At 62.5% G+C, this 17,389-nt stretch carries 15 protein-coding genes; 7 read left to right on the top strand and 8 right to left on the bottom strand.

Annotated features, from left to right (window positions below; translation table 11 throughout):
- Positions 1-142: 142 nt before the first annotated feature.
- The gene (locus ACTU46_RS01580) at positions 143-1,996 is read left to right on the top strand and encodes a choice-of-anchor I family protein (RefSeq protein ID WP_443378282.1); all 1,854 of its coding nucleotides are present in this window, start codon (positions 143-145) and stop codon (positions 1,994-1,996) included.
- 58 nt (positions 1,997-2,054) lie between these two features.
- Positions 2,055-2,447: a hypothetical protein gene (locus tag ACTU46_RS01575; RefSeq protein WP_443378280.1), complete on the top strand. Its 393-nt coding sequence runs from the start codon at positions 2,055-2,057 to the stop codon at positions 2,445-2,447.
- 79 nt (positions 2,448-2,526) lie between these two features.
- Here the strand turns inward: ACTU46_RS01575 and ACTU46_RS01570 are convergent, their stop codons facing one another.
- The 3 genes from ACTU46_RS01570 to ACTU46_RS01560 form a co-directional block, all read right to left on the bottom strand.
- Entirely contained in the window at positions 2,527-3,732 is a 1,206-nt protein-coding gene (locus tag ACTU46_RS01570; RefSeq protein WP_443379380.1) for a cobalamin-independent methionine synthase II family protein, read from the bottom strand.
- Between the two features lie 203 nt (positions 3,733-3,935).
- Positions 3,936-7,499 (bottom strand): DNA polymerase III subunit alpha, encoded by a 3,564-nt coding sequence (dnaE, locus tag ACTU46_RS01565; protein WP_443378278.1) that lies wholly within the window; start codon positions 7,497-7,499, stop codon positions 3,936-3,938.
- Between the two features lie 36 nt (positions 7,500-7,535).
- Positions 7,536-8,237 (bottom strand): 8-oxoguanine DNA glycosylase OGG fold protein, encoded by a 702-nt coding sequence (locus tag ACTU46_RS01560; protein ID WP_443378276.1) that lies wholly within the window; start codon positions 8,235-8,237, stop codon positions 7,536-7,538.
- A 107-nt stretch (positions 8,238-8,344) separates the two neighbouring features.
- Here ACTU46_RS01560 and rarD point away from each other — a divergent pair, with 107 nt between their 5' ends.
- Entirely contained in the window at positions 8,345-9,214 is an 870-nt protein-coding gene (gene rarD / locus ACTU46_RS01555) for an EamA family transporter RarD (protein ID WP_443378274.1), read from the top strand.
- On the opposite strand, the gene ACTU46_RS01550 is transcribed toward rarD, so the two are convergent.
- Genes ACTU46_RS01550 through lspA form a run of 3 tightly spaced genes read right to left on the bottom strand, consistent with a single transcriptional unit; the run spans position 9,211 to position 11,215 of the window.
- Positions 9,211-9,783 (bottom strand): hypothetical protein, encoded by a 573-nt coding sequence (locus ACTU46_RS01550; RefSeq protein WP_443378273.1) that lies wholly within the window; start codon positions 9,781-9,783, stop codon positions 9,211-9,213. The two genes, rarD and ACTU46_RS01550, sit on opposite strands and share 4 nt — an antisense overlap.
- Entirely contained in the window at positions 9,780-10,706 is a 927-nt protein-coding gene (locus tag ACTU46_RS01545; RefSeq protein WP_443378271.1) for an RluA family pseudouridine synthase, read from the bottom strand. The genes ACTU46_RS01550 and ACTU46_RS01545 overlap by 4 nt, the downstream gene beginning before the upstream one ends.
- Positions 10,703-11,215: a signal peptidase II gene (lspA, locus tag ACTU46_RS01540; RefSeq protein WP_443378269.1), complete on the bottom strand. Its 513-nt coding sequence runs from the start codon at positions 11,213-11,215 to the stop codon at positions 10,703-10,705. The genes ACTU46_RS01545 and lspA overlap by 4 nt, the downstream gene beginning before the upstream one ends.
- 96 nt (positions 11,216-11,311) lie before the next feature.
- Between lspA and ACTU46_RS01535 the strand changes: the two genes are divergently transcribed.
- Together ACTU46_RS01535 and ACTU46_RS01530 are read left to right on the top strand one after the other, a co-directional pair.
- Positions 11,312-12,337, top strand: coding sequence for a hypothetical protein (locus ACTU46_RS01535; RefSeq protein ID WP_443378267.1), 1,026 nt, complete (start codon positions 11,312-11,314; stop codon positions 12,335-12,337).
- Between the two features lie 162 nt (positions 12,338-12,499).
- Complete coding sequence (locus ACTU46_RS01530; RefSeq protein WP_443378265.1) at positions 12,500-14,149, top strand: ABC-F family ATP-binding cassette domain-containing protein; 1,650 nt, start codon at positions 12,500-12,502, stop codon at positions 14,147-14,149.
- Between the two features lie 8 nt (positions 14,150-14,157).
- Here ACTU46_RS01530 and ACTU46_RS01525 read toward each other — a convergent pair whose 3' ends face one another.
- On the bottom strand, positions 14,158-14,727 hold the full coding sequence (locus ACTU46_RS01525; protein ID WP_443378263.1) for a hypothetical protein: 570 nt from the start codon (positions 14,725-14,727) through the stop codon (positions 14,158-14,160).
- Positions 14,728-14,856: 129 nt separating this feature from the next.
- On the opposite strand from ACTU46_RS01525, the gene ACTU46_RS01520 reads away from it, so the two are divergent.
- On the top strand, positions 14,857-15,807 hold the full coding sequence (locus ACTU46_RS01520; protein WP_443378261.1) for an asparaginase: 951 nt from the start codon (positions 14,857-14,859) through the stop codon (positions 15,805-15,807).
- Positions 15,807-16,034: a hypothetical protein gene (locus ACTU46_RS01515; RefSeq protein ID WP_443378259.1), complete on the top strand. Its 228-nt coding sequence runs from the start codon at positions 15,807-15,809 to the stop codon at positions 16,032-16,034. Before ACTU46_RS01520 ends, ACTU46_RS01515 begins: the two co-directional genes overlap by 1 nt.
- On the opposite strand, the gene ACTU46_RS01510 is transcribed toward ACTU46_RS01515, so the two are convergent.
- Complete coding sequence (locus ACTU46_RS01510; protein ID WP_443378257.1) at positions 16,031-17,386, bottom strand: DNA polymerase IV; 1,356 nt, start codon at positions 17,384-17,386, stop codon at positions 16,031-16,033. The genes ACTU46_RS01515 and ACTU46_RS01510 overlap by 4 nt on opposite strands.
- Positions 17,387-17,389: the final 3 nt, after the last annotated feature.

Below are 17,389 nucleotides of genomic sequence, written 5' to 3'. Positions count from 1 at the left end.
CCAATGTTCATGGACCTGACACCTGAGAAGCCCCCGTGCTTAGATGAAATATTACCTTTCCAGCGCATGATGATTACCACACCCGCAATTTGAATGTTCTGGGATATTCATGCCCGGAGGATTCGTTTAGGAGAACTTCATCGTGTCTATTCGCCGCAGCGCTATCGCTCTCTGCGCCGCCGTCGCCACCAGCCTCACGCTGGTCGTCCCCGCAAACGCCGCCGTCGTAGCCAATCCCGTCATCGACGCCGCCCCGGGCGCTGAGATTTCCATGAAGCCGCTGGGCTCCCATGAAACCGGCCAGTTCGACGAATCCGCCGCGGAGATCGTCACCTATCACGCCGAGACCCAGCAGCTGCTCGTGGTCAACGCCCTCTCCGGCAACATCGACATCCTGGACCTGCGCGACCCGGCCAACCCGACCAAGGTCACCGAAATCACCTCCGGCGCAGGAAACAGCATCAACTCCGTGGCCGTGCGCGCGGATGGCCTGGCGGTGGCCAATGTCGAACCCGCCGACAAGACCGCTGAGGGCTCCATGCTCTTCTTCGACGCCAATACCGGCGAGGAACTTGGCCGCGTCACCCTCGGTGGTGCCCTGCCGGACATGGTCGGCATCAGCGCCGACGGAAAGTACGCTTTCTCCGCCAACGAGGGTGAGCCGGCTGAGGACTACACAGCTGACCCGGAGGGTTCCGTCTCCATCGTCACCCTGCCAGCCCTGGGAGTCGTCGAAGCCCCCACCCAGACCGACGTACGCGTGGCCGATTTCCGGGCGTGGAATGAGGGTGGCACCAGAACCCTGCACGAAGATGTCCGTATCTTCGGCCAGGTCGGCGCCTCCACCACCATCGCCCAGAACCTGGAGCCGGAGTACATCACCGAGATCGACGGCAAGGCCTACGCCACCCTGCAGGAGAACAACGCCATCGCGGTGATCGATCTCGCCAGCGCGACCGTCGAGGAGATCTTCCCGCTCGGCTTCAACGACCTTTCCACCGACTTCGGGATCGACGCCTCCGATCGCGACGACGGGATCAACATCCAGAACTGGCCGATCAAGTCCATCCCGATGCCCGATGCCATCGAGTCCTACTCCACCGGTGGCCAGAACTACCTGGTCATGGCCAACGAGGGAGATGCCCGCGATTGGGAGGCCTACTCCGAGGAAGTCCGCATCAAGGACCTCGGTGACGAGGACGAGGGCCTGGCCCCGATCTGTGAGGACTTCGAGACCGGCTCCGAATTGAGCATCGCGCAGCTGCAGGAGGACAGCAACCTCGGCCGCCTGAACATCACCACCTCCATGGGTCTGTCCGAGGACGGTTCCTGCTTCACCGAGCTCTACACCTTCGGTGGCCGCGGCTTCTCCATCTTCGACACCACCGGCAACAAGGTCTTCAACTCTGGCCAGCAGTTCGAGGACAAGCTCGCCCAGCTCCACGATGAGGGCAAGCTCCTCTTCAACGCCTCCCATGATGAGGCCTGGTTCGACAGTCGTTCCGACAACAAGGGCCCCGAGCCGGAGGGTGTGGCACTTGGCGAGATCAACGGAAAAACCTATGCTTTCATCGGTCTGGAGCGTATCGGCGGAGTCTTCGTCTACGACGTGAGCAACCCGGCCGCCGCCGAGTACGTCACCTACGTCAACAACCGCGACTTCTCCCTCAGCGCCATCGACGAAGAGACCGAGGAGCTCAACGGCAACTGGGCCCAGGGTGGCGACCTCGGCCCCGAGGGCCTGGCCTTCATCCCGGCTGCCGACTCCCCCAACGGCAAGAACCTGCTGGCCGTAGGAAATGAAGTCTCCGGCACCACCACCATCTTCGAAATCGACTCGATGGTCACCACCCCGCAGCCCTCCGGCAGCAGCTCCGCCACCGGGATGTTGGCTGGCCTGGTTGGCTTGGCCGCCCTGATCGGTGGTGTCCTTACTCACTTCAGCGGCGTAATTCCGCAACTGCAGGCGGAGATCCAGAAGCTGTTGACCCGCTAATCCGGCGCAGGGGTTACACTGATCCACGACTTTGGCCCATTCCAACAAAGGAGTCCCTGTGACCCGTCGCCGCATCTCGATTGCACTCATCGCTGCAGCCACCACCACCATGGCTCTGGTGGCCCCCGCTCAAGCCCAATCCAGCGGACTGAGCTCCGATTCCTCCGTCACCGCTGAGGCACCGACCACCGAGGCACCGGTTCCTGCGGAAGAAGAGGACTGCGAAGTTGTCGAGACCGAAGAGGAAGCCGAGTGCGGAGAAGTAGAAGAAGAGGTTGCGCTCGGTTCCCTGTCAATGACCGAGGAATTGGAATGGGTCTTCCTGGGCCTCGAGGCTGTCTTCAGCATTAGCACCGCAGTCGCCACCGCCATGGCCGCTTATGTCAAGGTCGTCCCAGGTGGCGCCGACCAGGTTCGTGGTTTCCTGGGCCAGTTCGGCATCAACCCCTAACTCTCATTCCAGCCCCGGAATGCAAGGAAGGCGGGGACACGGTTTTCACCGTGTCCCCGCCTTCCTTGGCTTTAAGAAACTAGAACAGTTCCTTGGTGGCGATGCGGGCACCCTCGACCAGGGATTCCAGCTTCGCCCAGGCGATCTGGTGGTTCAGGCGGCCACCCAAGCCACAGTCGGTGGAGGCAACGACATTCTCCGGGCCAACGACCTCTGCAAACTGGATGATACGGTCGGCGACCAGACGCGGATGCTCGACAGCATTCATGGAGTGAGAGACGACACCCGGGTAGATCAGGGAACCCTCGGGCAGCTTGTGCTCCTGCCAGACACGCCACTCATGGGCGTGGCGCGGGGAGGCACCCTCAAAGGTGAAGCCACCGACCTCGGCGCGCAGCACCTCCTCGAGGATGTCACCGAAGGGAACATCAGTGGTGTGCGGGCCGTGCCAGGAACCCCAACAAATGTGCAGACGGGTCTGATCCTTGGGCAGGCCCTTGACAGCCTGATTGATGGCGTCAATCCGGATCGAGAGCCAAGCGCGGTAATCCTCGATGCTCGGCTCCGGGTTGATCTGGTCCCAGGCCTCAGCCAGGTCCGGGGCATCGATCTGCACGGTCAGACCGGCATCGGTGATGGCCTTGTACTCGTGGTGCAGAGCAGCGGCGCAGGCCTGGACCAGCTCGGTCTCGGTCTCGTAGTACTCGTTCTTCAGACGGGCGGCGGAACCGGGTGAGATGGCGGCGACGAAGCCAGCCTGCGCCCCGTTGTTCTTGAGCGCGTCGGAGAGCAGCTTGACGTCGGTGTCAACCTCCTGCTGACCGATATAGGTCACCGGGCCGCTGAACTTCGGGTTGCCCACCTTGGCGCGGCCGGTGAAAATACCGGAGTCCGGGTCATTGTAGGCCTCGGCGAAGGCTTCACGGTCGCGGCGGTCCGCGAAGGAGGTCAGTTGGATGTTGCCCGGGGTGGAACGGACCTTCTCCTGGTTGGCCCAACGATCCTCATCGGTCATGGTCAGTCCGCCCAAGCGGGTGAAGGTGTAGTTCCACCAGGCACCGAAGTCGATGGCACCGGAGGTGATGTGGCCGTACTCACCCTCGTTGATGATGTCCAGGCCCAGTTCGAGCTGGCGCTTCACCACGTCGTCGACGGCCTTCTCGAGAATGGCGAAGAACTGCTCGTCATTGATTTCGCCGTTCGCGCGCTTGAGGTTGGCGTCCAGCAGTTCGGGGGTACGCGGCAGCGAACCCACGTGGGTGGTGCGGATATGGTCGGTCAAGATGCTCCCTTTCGGTCGAATGTACGCAGCCTGGTTGGTCGTCGTTCCCGGGGCTCCGGACGTCTTGATCTAGACTGTGTGGTCTATTGTAGCGATCCGACCCGGCTCATGTCTGCAATACCCCTACGCTCTTGCGCCCGGAAGAGTGCGTACCGCACGGTACAGATGGTGGTGCCCGCACCACCGCGGCGTCGATAAGCTACGGGCTAACCGAGAATTGCCTGCCCCAGCGTCGCCTTGAGATCACCCATCAGGGAAGCCGAACGTTTCACCCGGAGATGCTCGCCCAGGATCATCACCGTGGATTCCTCCCCGTTAACGAGGTTGAGGTAGACCTCAGAATCGCCGTTGTTGGCCAACAGCACATCCTTGAGCTTCTTGATGTTGATCGGGGTGCACTGGTCGGTACGCATCGACAGACGCAGCGGCAGGCCCGCACCGTGGCCCGGTCCCAACTCAGGAATCCGCATGTCATCACAGAACAAGCTCATCCGATCATCACGGATCGAAACATGTGCCTTCGCCAGAATGATGTTGTCCTCGACAATTTGGGCGGACACCAGGGCATAGACCTTATTGAAGACCAACAGTTCCACCGAGGCACCATTGTGGTCTTCCACCGTGACAATGGCCCAGGGTGAGCCATCCTTTTTGGAGAAACGACGGTCCACGCCCGAAATGATGCCACCGATGGTGACCTCGGTACCATGGCGGAGCTCGCCACCGAGGATGGTGGTCAACGCGGTATCGGTCTGCATATTCAGCGCCTCCTCGAATCCATCGAGGGGATGGCCGGAAACGTAGAGGCCCAGCATCTCCCGCTCCAGGGCGAGCTCATGCTTGCGGTCCCACTTCTCATCCGGGATGCTCAGCGCGAAGGCATTGTTCGCGACTTCCGAGGACTCGCCACCCAGGGCGGCGAAGAGGTCGAACTGGCCCTTATCAGCGGCCTTCTTGGTGGTGATCACCGAATCCACCGCATCCTCATGGATCAGCATCAACCCCTTGCGCGGATGCTCCAGCGAATCAAAGGCACCGGCCTTGATCAGGGATTCCGTGATGCGCTTATTGCAGGGCAGCGTGTCGATCTTGTCCAGGTAGTCCGAGAAGTCCGTGAACCTCCCCTTCTCCCCCCGCGTCGCCACAATGGACTCCACCACTTCGGAGCCCACGTTGCGGATGGCCCCCAGGCCGAAGCGGATATCAACGCCGACGGCCATGAAATCATTATGGGACTCATTGACATCCGGTGAAAGCACCCGGATTCCCAGATGACGGCAGTCAGAAAGATAGATCGCGGACTTGTCTTTCTTATCGGCGACCGAAGTCAGCAGCGCGGCCATGTACTCCGGGGCGAAGTGCGCCTTGAGGTAGGCCGTCCAAAAGGACACCAAGCCATAACCCGCGGCGTGGGACTTGTTGAAAGCATAACCGGCGAAGGGCAGGATCGTATCCCACAGTGTCTTGATGGCTTCCTTGGAAAAACCATTGTCCTGCATCCCGGCCTCGAAGGCCACGAATTCCTTCTCCAGCACCTCGGGCTTCTTCTTACCCATGGCCTTACGGAAACCATCTGCCTGACCAGCCGTGTAATTGGCCACCTTCTGCGAGATCCTCATGATCTGCTCCTGATACACAATCAGACCATAGGTCTCCTCGAGAATCTCCTGGAGCGGTCCCTCCAGCTCCGGGTGGATCGGGGTGATCGGCTTGCGGCCGTTCTTACGGTCGGCATAATCCAGGTGGGCGTTCACACCCATTGGGCCGGGGCGGTAAAGCGCCAGGGCGGCGACAATGTCATTGAAGCCGGTGGGCTGCATCCGCTTGAGCAGTTCCTGCATTCCGCCACCATCGAGCTGGAACACGCCGAGGGTGTCGCCACGACCCAGAAGTTGGTAGGTCGAAGGGTCGACAATGTCGAGGTTCTCCAGGTCGAGTTCCTCACCCCGGTTCATCTTGATGTTCTCGATGGCATCGCCGATGACGGTGAGGTTTCGAAGACCCAGGAAGTCCATCTTCAGCAGACCAATGGCCTCGCAGGCCGGGTAATCCCAGCCGGTGATCAGCGCGCCGTCGGCGGGGCGCTTCCACATCGGGATGTGGTCCAGCAACGGCACCGAGGACATGATCACGGCACAGGCATGCACACCCGCCTGGCGGACCACTCCCTCCAAACCGCGGGCGGTCTCATAGATCTTGGCCACATCGGCGTCGGACTCAATGAGAGCCCGCACATTTGCCGCCTCACCATAGCGCTCATGAGTAGGGTCAGTGATGCCGGAGAGCGGAATATCCTTGGCCATGATCGGCGGCGGCAGCTCCTTGGTGATCCGGTCTGCCATTTGGAAACCCGGCTGACCATACTGCACTTTCGCCGAGTCCTTGATCGCCTGTTTGGTCTTGACCGTACCGAAGGTGATCACCTGAGCGATCTTGTCCTCACCCCAGCGCTCCGCGGCGTAGCGGATCATTTCGCCACGTCGGCGATCATCAAAGTCGATATCAATATCCGGTGCGGAGGGACGTTCCGGGTTGAGGAATCGCTCGAAGAGCAGACCATGTTCAATCGGATCGATATTGGTGACAGTCAGCGCATAGGCCACCAATGCACCAGCTGCGGATCCACGACCGGGCCCCACCCAGATACCAATGGAACGCGCATGCCTGATGATCTCGGCGACGATGAGGAAGTAGGAGGGATAGCCCTTCATGTCGATGACCGAGACCTCATACTCGGCACGGTCAACGTACTCCTGGGGGATTTCCCCACCATTGAAGCGTTCCTTGAGGCCCACCATGACCTCATGCATCAGCCAGGTGGTTGGGGTATATCCCTCCGGCACATCTGCGACCGGCATCCGGTCATGCGGGTGAGCCTCCCAGATCTCGCTATAGTCCTGCACGCGTTCGGCGATCCACAGGGTGTTGTCACAGCCATCCGGGACAGTCTCATCCCAGATCTCCCGCATCTGCGCAGAGGTCTTGATGTAGTAGCCGGAGCCATCGAATTTGAAACGATCCGGATCGTGCAGGGTCTTGCCGGTCTGCACACAGAGCATGGCCTCATGTGCCTTGGCCTGGGACTCCAACACATAGTGGCAGTCATTGGTCACCAGCGGCGGGAGGTCAAGCTTGCGCCCGATCTCGAGGAGCTCACTGCGCACCCGGTTCTCAATTTCCAGGCCGTGGTCCATCAGCTCCAGGAAGTAGTTGTCCCGGCCATAGATGTCCTGCCACATGGCGGCGGCTTCCAGGGCCTCATCAAACTGTCCCAGCCGGAGCCGGGTCTGGACATCACCGGAGGGACAACCTGTGGTGGCGATGATGCCGTCAGCGTGCTCGGCGATGATCTCGGCGTCCATGCGGGGCCATTTACCCAGCTGCCCCTCATAGGAGGCCATGGAGGACAGGTAGAAGAGGTTACGCAGCCCGGTGGCGTTCTCCGCCAACATGGTCTGGTGGAGGTACGCGCCGGAAGCGGAGACATCATCAGATTTCTGGTAGGGCTCACCCCAACGGATGCGCTTCTTATTGAAGCGGGATTCCGGTGCCAGATACGCCTCAATACCGATGATCGGTTTGACCCCGGCTTGGGTCATCTTCTTGTAGAAGGCGTCCGAGCCGAACATGTTGCCGTGATCGGTGATACCCACCGCCGGCATGTCCTGCCGCGCGACCTCTTCAGCGAGTAGATCCACCTTGGCCATGCCGTCAAGCATGGAAAATTCGGTGTGGTTGTGAAGATGCACGAAGGAGGAATTCTTGGCCATGCGGGCAAGTCTAGCCCTCCCCCGGGGCAAGGTAAATTACATCGGTGTCCGCAGGTCAGCACCGTGCTCCGCCAGTGCCCGCTCAATCAGATCCACCCGCAGCCGGGGATGCTCCGGGGTGAGTGTGACCCGCCAGGACTCGAGGAGATCGAGGTATTCCGTGTACTCCGCAGCCGACCAATTGCTACGGCGCATCCCCTCCCAGCCAGCCTCCACCAATCCATCGGCGATGTGACGGTCCAGGATCAGGCATTGGTGCCCAACGCGACCGCCACCACAGAAATAGAGGTACTTGCTAAACACCGCGGCACCTACGGTCGGGATCTCGGGGCTGCGGATGCCGTGAAGCAGCCGGGTATACGCCGTTGCTCCGTCGATGTGTGAGAGCCGGGCCGCAGCGATGAGCACATCCGCGATGCGCTCTTGGTCCGCCGCAACGACCCGGATCCGGCGACGGTTGTTGCGGTTGGCCCGCCCCTCAGCCCAGGCCAGACTGTTCCACAGCAGGGTCAGCGCGCCCTCCCGGGATTCCTGCGCCCACCCCGCCAGCTCAAAGAGTTGGGTGCGGGTGATCCAATCCCCCAGGATCCGGTGCTCAAATCCCTGCCGACGTAGCTCATCCTCCATCGCGGAACGGTTGACCCAGGCCCCCTGGTGAAAGAGATCGACGGAGGGGTTGGCTGTCTCGAGCCATTCACTCAGCCAGATAGGCGGTTCCAGATTCCGCAAGTTTGTCACACCAGCGAGGATACGTTTGAAAAGGACACTCCGCGACCCGAGAATGGTAATGCCTTTACCCGCCACACTCCCCAGCTCCGACGCTGGTGAGAGTAAGGTTCACAGCTATGGTCTACGGGGTTCTGGCATATCTGATCTGGGGCATCATGCCCGCCTTCTTTCCGCTGCTGCTACCTGCGGGACCGGTCGAGATTCTGGCACACCGCGTGGTATGGGCCGGAATCATCATGATTGTCGTGGTCACGCTCTCCAAGGGATGGGGTGAGCTCCGGAAAGCCGGTGCCCGGAGCTGGGCGTGGATGTGCCTGGCTGGCGTGTTGATCGCCCTCAACTGGCTGATCTACATCATCGCAGTCAACAGTGCCCATGTCTCTGATGCCGCCCTAGGCTACTTCATCAACCCACTGTTCAGCGTGGTACTGGGCATGCTCTTCTTCGGCGAGCGACTGCGTCGCAACCAGGTTATCGCGGTGGCGATCGCTGCTCTCGGCGTTATTTTCTTGACTTTCCTCGGTGGCCAGCTGCCGATTCTGGCGCTTTCCCTGACACTGACCTTCGGTATCTACGGGGCGATCAAGAAGCAGGTGAAGATCTCCGCGGTCGGCTCACTGACCGCGGAGACCCTGGTGCTCATGCCCTTCGCACTGGGCTATATCTTCTGGCTGGAATCCTCCGGTGAAGGCACCTTCCTCACTGAGGGGCCCACCCACATCGCCTTGCTGATCGGCTCCGGGCTGATCACCGCCGTTCCACTGCTGTGCTTCGGCATCGGAGCCCGAAGGCTGCCGCTCTCGACCATCGGCATGCTGCAGTACCTCACCCCCACCATGCAGATGCTCTGGGCGGTCTTCGTGGTCAGCGAGACCATCGAGCCCGGCCGTTGGGGTGGTTTCCTCATCATCTGGACTGCAGTGGCCATCTATCTCTTTGACCTGGTACGCCAGCGACGCCAGCAGAAACGGGTACCGCCGGCTTAGCCGTCGACCAGTCCCACCGGTCGCACCCCGAAGCGGCCCCAGGAGGCATCGGCGGGAAGCACCTCGACAGCCAGCACGGAGTCCTCCCCTGAAATACTGCGGAAGGCATCACCGTTATCCCAGGCCACCACCGCATCAATTTCTCGGGGTGCGGTGATCTCACCGATCCCGGCCAGACTGTGGTCCACCCGGTCGATCTCACGGTTGAACACATCTTCCCGGGTCTCGCCCACCACCGGCTCCGGGATCTCCATCGGAGCGGCAGAGAGCATCACCATGGCATTGACGCGTCGCAGCTCCGTCAGCATCACTGCGGCCTCGGCGGGAGTGCTCGGCTCAGTGAAAGTGATCAGACCGAAAGCCGCCTGATCGGAAGGCGCTTCCGCCAAAGATTCTGCGGCCCGGTCCCGGTAGTCCCCCAGGGTTTCCGAGACATCCTGCCCCAGCATATCGCCGTTGATGTTCATCGGCTTGGAGGTCCGGTCCGATTGGGAAAGTGCGAGCACCACAGCCACCAATCCGATCAGGCTGACCGCTGCGATCACCTTGCGCCAGGTATCCACACTCACCCGCGCAGCACCTCCAGGGCATGCGCGAGATCTGCCGGATAGGGTGAGCTGACCTCCATCCAGCGGCCGCCCACCGGGTGGTGAAAGCCGAGCGTCTCGGCATGCAGCCATTGCCGGATCAGGCCGAGTCGCTTGGCCAGCTCCGGGTTCGAGCCATACATCGGGTCACCGCAGCAGGGGTGGTGGATCGAGGACATGTGGACGCGGATCTGGTGGGTACGGCCGGTTTCGAGGTGCACGCGCAGGAGGGTTGCCTCACGGAAAGCCTCAATGGTCTCGTAGTGGGTGACGGCTGACTTGCCCTCCGAGGTGACCGCGAAACGCCAGCCAGCGGAAGGGTGGCGGCCGATCGGGGCATCAATGGTTCCGCTGAAAGGGTCCGGGTGGCCCTGTACCAGGGCGTGGTAGGTCTTTTTCACGGTTCGGTCCCGGAAAGCATTCTTGAGCACGGTGTAGCCGCGCTCGGAGGCCGCGACCACCATGGCCCCAGAGGTGCCCACATCCAGGCGGTGAACGATGCCCTTGCGCTCCGGTGGGCCGGAGGTGGAGATCCGGAAACCGGCGGCGGCCAAGCCACCGATCACACTCGGACCATCCCACCCAACAGTCGGGTGGGCGGCCACCCCGACCGGCTTATCCACCACGATGAGATCATTATCGGAGTAGAGGATGTTCATGCCCTCGATCAATTCGACCTTGGGCAGAAGAGGTACTTCGGGCTCCGGAAGGAGCACATCCAGCCAGGAACCGGCGGTCAGTCGCTCTGATTTACCCACGGCAACACCATTGACCTCGACATCACCGGCGGTGGCGAGATCAGCGGCGACGGTGCGGGAGAAGCCGAGCAGCTTGGCCAGCGCGGCGTCGACACGCATGCCCTCTAATCCCTCGGGCACATGCAGGGTTCGTGAATCACGGCTCATCGGATACCTCCCTCGGTTGTTTCAACGGCAGCGGTCTCATGCTCCGCACGCTCCTTACGGGACTCGCGGATCTCCTCGGAGAACATGGCGATCACGAAGACGATGACACCGACGGTGATAGCGCTGTCGGCGATATTGAATACCGCGAAGTTCCCCACCGAAATGAAATCCACGACATGGCCGAGGAAGAACTGTGGTTCGCGGAAGAGGCGGTCAAGGAGATTTCCGGCGGCGCCACCGGCGATCAGCGCCAGGCCGAAGCCGACCCAGCGGTCAGTCACGCGGGGGGAATAGATGGCCACGCCGAGAATGAAGACAATCTGGATGCAGGTGAACAGCCAGGTTGACCCCGCTCCCATGGAGAAGGCCGCGCCGGGGTTGAAGAGGAGGTAGAAACGGAACCAATCACCGATGACCCCCACCGGTTCTCCCGGTTCCAGCCAGTTGAGCATGATGGTTTTGGTGATCTGATCGATGATCGCGGTGATGATAACCACCAGAGCCATCATCGGGATAAAGCTCCTACCTTTAATTCGCACGATCCCATCATTCCCCATCGACACCGCAAAACTCCACCCGGGTACCGGCACGGTATCTTGGATTCTGTGCGCCTCAACCCGATTTTCCGCCCCGATCACCATCCTTCACGCCGGAGCCTCACCCGCTCACTGACTGTGGTGCTCACCGCCTCCGCCCTCTTCCTCAGCGCCTGTGGCACTGAGGAAGAAAACACCGGAGCCGAGGTCGAACAGGCTGTTGCCCTGGCCGTTGACCCCGCGCGAGTGATGGTTCAGGACACCGGTCAACGCCCCGGACGGCTGTTGGAGTTCAATGACCTCGCCACCGAAAGCAGTGACACCACCCTCACCGTCTCCCAAGGTTTCAACCAGACCGTAGCCACCGCCGAAGCCGTCGATGTCGCCGCGCCAGCTGCCGGTGATTTTCAGGGTGCCGAGGTGGACACCGTGACCCTGCCGCTGAGTGCGGAGACCATGGTTGCCGGGGAACCTGAGAACGAGATTGAATTGGTGGCGGACCGCAGTGTGGAACTACGGCTGGGCACCCCCACCCACAGTGACGCCACCTTGAATGAGGATCTGGCCACTGCCGCCGGGTTCACGCTGGGGATGCGCAGCAATAACAACGGCCAGACCACCACCGTGCAGCTGGCCGCACCGGTGGATGCCACCGACATCGGCCGGCAGACCGCCGAATCGGCGCTGATGAAGATGCTCTCCCTGCCGGTGGTCTTTCCCGATGAGCCGATCGGCCCGGGCGCGATCTGGAGTGTGGACAGCCGGGTCACCGGCGAGGCCACGCTGCTCCAGACCACCACCTATACCCTCAACGAGGTCGCCGGGGAACAGTTGGAACTCGGTGTCAGCGTCTCTCAGCGGCCAGCCCTGGGCGCGCTCTCCCTGGAAGGCCAGGAAGGAGTGGCGGCAGGTGAAGCCGGCACCCTCAATGTGCTCAACTCCAACACTTCCAGCTCCGGGTCCCTGAGCATTGACCTGAGCAAGCCACTGCCGGTGGCCGGACGGGTCGATTTCACCACCCGCGTGATCTACGGAAGTGGGGATTCTGAGATCCAGGTGGTGCAGGATTCCTATTCGACGCTCGACTTTGGCTGAGTTTCTGCGCTAAGCTGATCCACCATGAAGATCCTTCACTGATTCCGCAGCCCTCATTCACCGGACAGTTCCGGCCCGTGGCCCCAATTCGAGCGCGCTGATATCTTATGGCGTGACTCCTCATCTTGGCGTGCCCGGCCGTAGATTGAAGGATCTTTTTTCATGCCTAGTTCTGCATCTCACCACCTCAAGCTCGACGGCCTCAGCTTCTCCTACCCCGGCCGTCGGGTACTCACCGACATCAGCTTCACCGTTCCCGCCACCAAGGTCATCGGGTTGATCGGCGAGAATGGTGCCGGCAAGTCCACGCTCCTACAGCTGATCGCCGGGTATCTGGAGCCCGATCTCGGGGAGATCACCACTCCCCCGACCACCGGTTTCATCTCCCAGGAGACGGAACTTTCCTTCGATTCACCGGCCAGTGCCCTGATTGATCAGGCGGTCGCCGAACTGCGCGCCATTGAGAGCCAGATCGAGGAGCTGGCCGCTGATCTGGAGGCACCGGGCGCGGCTGACGCCTTCGATAATGCGCTGGCCCGGGCGGAGGAGGCCGGGGTCTGGGAACTTGATTCCCGGATCGCCACGGTCCTGGCGGGACTCGGGCTGGCACAGCTTGATCCCGCCACCACTCTCGGTGAAATGTCCGGCGGTCAGCGTCGACGATTCGCGCTGGCAGCGCTGCTGCTTCGGCCAGTGGATGCACTGGTCCTCGATGAGCCCACCAACCACCTTGATGATGACGCGGTGGACTTCCTCATCGGAGAACTCCGCTCTTTCCCCGGTCCGGTGTTGGTGGCCAGCCATGACCGCCACTTCCTCGATGAGGCGGTCGACGGTCTCGTCGATCTGGATCCCGCACTCGGTCCGGAGGGTGGGGCCGGTGATCCCCTGCGTCAGGGAGCGGTCTACGGAGGAGCGTTCTCCGAGTACCTAGCTACCCGTGAGGATGCCCGCCGCCGCTGGGCCAGTGACTTCGCCGCCCAAGAATTCGAGCGCGAGCGCCTCGAAGGCCAGACCGGGCAGGGGGAAGCTGATATCTTCCACTCCACAGAGAGCAAGTCCGAGGCGAAGATCACGAAGAAATTCTACGGTGACCGGGCGGCCAAAACCCTGGGTAACCGACTGCGTTCGGCCCGTAACCGGCTTGAGGCGCTGGAGCGTTCGGAAATCCCCGCCCCTCCGGAGCGGCTGCGTTTCCACGGCATCCCACCGCACCCGGAGCTCACCGCGCTGGGGGTGCCAGCGGTGGTGGCCAAGGAGATTACCGTCGCAGGGCGGCTGAGTCCCCTCAGCCTGAAATTGCAGCCCGGGGAGCACCTGCTGATCCAGGGGCCAAACGGCACCGGTAAGTCCACCTTCCTCCTGGTGCTCAGCGCTGAGCTGGCGACCACTGACGGCGAGTTACTGGTGCCGGAGGAATTGAGCATCGCCCGGCTGGCACAGGATGATCACTGGCCGGATCTGAGCCGCAGTGCCGCCGATATCTACGCCTCGGCGCTGAAACAGTCCGCAACCCCTGATCTGGTGGAGATGGGACTGTTGGACCGCGAAACCGTCGAGCGTCCTATCGGGGAGCTTTCCCTGGGGCAGCGTCGTCGTGTGTCACTGGGACTGATCCTGGCCAGCCCGCCAGACCTGCTGCTGCTGGATGAGCCGACCAACCATCTGTCCCTGGCGCTGGCAGAGGAATTGGAGCAGGCCCTGCTGAGCTTCCCCGGAACCTTGATTCTGGCCACCCATGACCGGTGGATCCGACGCCGCTGGGAAAAGCACGAACGCGGCCGGATGTTGACTCTCCAGCCGCGCGAGTAATTACCGAGCTACTGGACCGGAGCTTCCTCCACCGGGATTTCCCCGGCAGGAGCTTCCTCCACCGGGGTCTGCGCCAGGCACATCTCCGGCACCTGGGAAGGGTCAACGGTGTTAGTGATCAGGGAGCAGGCCCAGGATTGGGAGAGCTTCCAGGAGTCATCCTCGTAGATGAACTCGACATTCTCGGCGACCTGCGGGTCACGGTCCGGGAGGCTGAAGTTCACGGTCGCCAGGACGGAGTCCGGGGTGAAGCCAGGCAGCACCGGGTCGACAACCTGAAAGTCTGCGCCGGAATCCTGCTTGGAGGCAGCCATGGTCTCGAAGAGCTCCGGTGCGGTCTCACCGCCTTGGACGGTGTGGACCTTCTGCTCGATCGTCAGGTTCGGATCGGAGGCAACCGCAATGATCTCGTTGAGATCGACAGCACTGGGCAGTTCGGGGGCGGCGGCGGTCTCGGAGGACTGCGCTGCGGTGGTGGAGCTGGTGGTGTCGGTGTTCTCTTCTCCGCTACCGCAGGCAACCAGGGAAAGCCCGGCTACCAGGACTGCGGTGGCGGCGGTGATCTTGGAAAGCTTCACTTTTCTCCTCGCGTTCTCGACGCCCGTTCAAGTCTGGGATTGCCTACGGCAATAGTCGGCGCCGATGGATCACAGTGATACTACACGCTATGAATCGAGGAAGCTCAGCGCTATGGCATTCTGGGGCACATGAGTTCTTCCACCGCAGTCAACCCCGCGAAGATCATGGTCCTGACCACCGGCGGCACCATCGCCTGCACCCAGGGGCCGGAGGGCGCCCTCATTCCGACGGTCAGCGGCCGGGAACTGGTGGCAGGACTGTCCACCCGCTTCGATCCCGCCACCACCTCCTTCCAGGTCAGGGAGCTGAACCGGCTGGATTCCTCATCGATGACCCTCGAGGATGTGGATGAGGTCATCGCTGCGGTGCACACCGCCCTCCAGGATCCGACGGTGACCGCGGTGGTGGTCACCCACGGCACCGACACGATGGAGGAGACGGCGGTTGCGGTAGATGCCTTCCACACCGACCCCCGCCCGGTGGTCTTCACCGGTTCGCAGCTGCCCTTCGACGCCGCGGGGGGCGACGGTCCGGAAAACCTCTTCGAGGCGGCGGTCGTCGCCACCGATCCCGCCGCCCGTGGCCTCGGCGTGCTGATCGTTTTCGGCCATGCGGTCCTCCCGGCCCGCGGGGCCCGCAAAGTACACACCAGCGCGCTGGCGGGTTTCGCCACCACCGCCCCGGCAGATCATCCTCGCCCGGCGCCGCTCCCCCGCCCGGTACCGCTTTTCGACGCCCGGGTGGACATCATCGCCGCCTGGCCCGGCGCCCCACGCACCCAGGTGGCGGCCGCCCTGGCCAGTGGAGCCCGGGGGCTGGTGGTCGCCGGACTCGGCGCCGGAAATGTCGGCTCCGAGCTGGGCGCAGCTTTAGGCGAAGCTCTAGATGCCGGGATTCCGGTGGTCATCAGCACCCGCGTGCCTAATGGTGAGGTGCACGGTTCCTATGGCGGGGCTGGCGGCGGTGCCACCCTCGCGGCCAAGGGTGCGGTGGGTTCCGCCCACTACCGCCCGGGCCAGGCCCGGATGCTGTTGGCCGTGGCGTTGGCCGCCCAGGTTGATCCGGCACGGGTGTTCTAATGGCCCTCCTCACCGAGATCTACCAGCAGGCTGCCCCCTATCTGGTGGTGGCGGTGATCATCTTCGTCTCGATCTCCGCGTATCGGCGTGGTGCCCGGGAACCCTGGCTTTTGTTGATCGCGCTGATCGCTGCAGGTCTGGCCTTCGTCTTCCCGCCGCTGATCCTGCTGGCTACCTTGTTGTACTGGTTGGTGCTGCGGGCCCGTGATGAGGAGCCCGAACTCTAATCCCAGTCAAGGCTGTCGACCGGATCTGCGGGTTGTAGCTCCGCATCATCTGCCTTGAAGGATCGGGTGAGCCCCCGGGTAGTGGTGCGGGTTTCGAAGCGGACCGACACCACCCCATGCCCGGCGCCCTGCACCCAGCCGTGCCCGAACTCCGGATGCCACACATCCTGGGTCGCTCGCCAGCCCGGCGCCACCTCGCTGATCTCAGATTCAGGTTCCGGTTGGGGGTTGGCGCGCACCCCGGACTCATAGTCACTGTCCGGCGGCGGAGGCACCACCACCTGCTGATCCAGTTCCGGGAAGAGGATATTCTGCCGCGCCTCCTCCAACCCGGAGAAAGACACCCCCACCAGCCGGATCGGCCCGAGTTCCTCCGGATAACGTACCAACCGGAAGGCGGTGGCCATCAGCGTGCCCAGCTCATCGGTGGCATAGGGCAGCGTGAGCGAACGGGACTCGATGCGGAAGTCCGCCATCCGGAGTTTGACGCTGACCGTCCGGGCGCCTCGGCCGTCGCGAAGCAGCCGGCGATGTGCCTCCTCCCCGGCGCGGGTGATCGCGGCATCGACCTGCCCCCGGGCCTGCAGATCCACCGGATAGGTGTGTTCCGAGGAGATCTGCTTGGCCTCGGCGCGTGGTTCCACTGGACGGTCATCCTCCCCATGGGCCAGCCGCCATAGCCCCAGACCGATGGTCGATCCCAGGCTGATCTCCACTTCCTTGCGCGAAAGTGCCGCCAGATCAGCGATCGTCACCACACCGAGTTGATTCAGCTTGGTCTTGGTCACCGGGCCCACTCCCCAGAGGGCTTCCACCGGCATCGGCCCGAGCACCCTGTCCTGATCTGCCCGCGGCAGAACGAACACCCCATCCGGTTTCGCCTCACCCGAGCCGATCTTGGCGTACTGCTTACCACTGCCCGCCCCGATCGAGGAAGGCAATCCGGTTTCCTCCCGGATCACCGCCCGCAGATGATGCGCCCAGTCGGTGACCTCCGCTGGAGTAGCGCCGACCAGTTCTCCGGGTTCCAGGAAAGCCTCGTCAATGCTGAGCTGCTCAATCACCCCGGCTTCCCTGGCAACGATCTCAAAGACCCGGCGTGAGGCGGTGGAATAGACCGCATGGCGGGGAGTGACCACCACCGCACCAAAACCCACCAGTGCCTTGGCCTGATGCATGGGCATCGCGGAACGGGCACCGAATTTCCGGGCTTCATAGGAGGCCCCGGCGACGACACCACGGCCGCTGCCCCCGCCGACCAGCACCGGGCGGCCCTTCAGCGTAGGACGGGTCAGCTGCTCCACAGATGCGAAAAACGCGTCCATGTCAATGTGTAGTACCCAGCGTTCCATCAC

This window comes from Corynebacterium sp. A21 (assembly GCF_052266655.1).
Lineage (GTDB): Bacteria > Actinomycetota > Actinomycetes > Mycobacteriales > Mycobacteriaceae > Corynebacterium.
This window is presented reverse-complemented; position numbering and strand designations above follow the sequence as displayed.

Bases quoted from the DNA above. Each gene is read 5' to 3' on its own strand.
- rarD (WP_443378274.1), top strand. From the start codon at position 8,345: ATGGTCTACGGGGTTCTGGCATATCTGATCTGGGGCATCATGCCCGCC.
- lspA (WP_443378269.1), bottom strand. From the start codon at position 11,215: ATGATGGCTCTGGTGGTTATCATCACCGCGATCATCGATCAGATCACC.
- ACTU46_RS01530 (WP_443378265.1), top strand. From the start codon at position 12,500: ATGCCTAGTTCTGCATCTCACCACCTCAAGCTCGACGGCCTCAGCTTC.
- ACTU46_RS01545 (WP_443378271.1), bottom strand. From the start codon at position 10,706: ATGAGCCGTGATTCACGAACCCTGCATGTGCCCGAGGGATTAGAGGGC.
- ACTU46_RS01510 (WP_443378257.1), bottom strand. From the start codon at position 17,386: ATGGAACGCTGGGTACTACACATTGACATGGACGCGTTTTTCGCATCT.
- ACTU46_RS01520 (WP_443378261.1), top strand. From the start codon at position 14,857: ATGAGTTCTTCCACCGCAGTCAACCCCGCGAAGATCATGGTCCTGACC.
- ACTU46_RS01515 (WP_443378259.1), top strand. From the start codon at position 15,807: ATGGCCCTCCTCACCGAGATCTACCAGCAGGCTGCCCCCTATCTGGTG.
- dnaE (WP_443378278.1), bottom strand. From the start codon at position 7,499: ATGGCCAAGAATTCCTCCTTCGTGCATCTTCACAACCACACCGAATTT.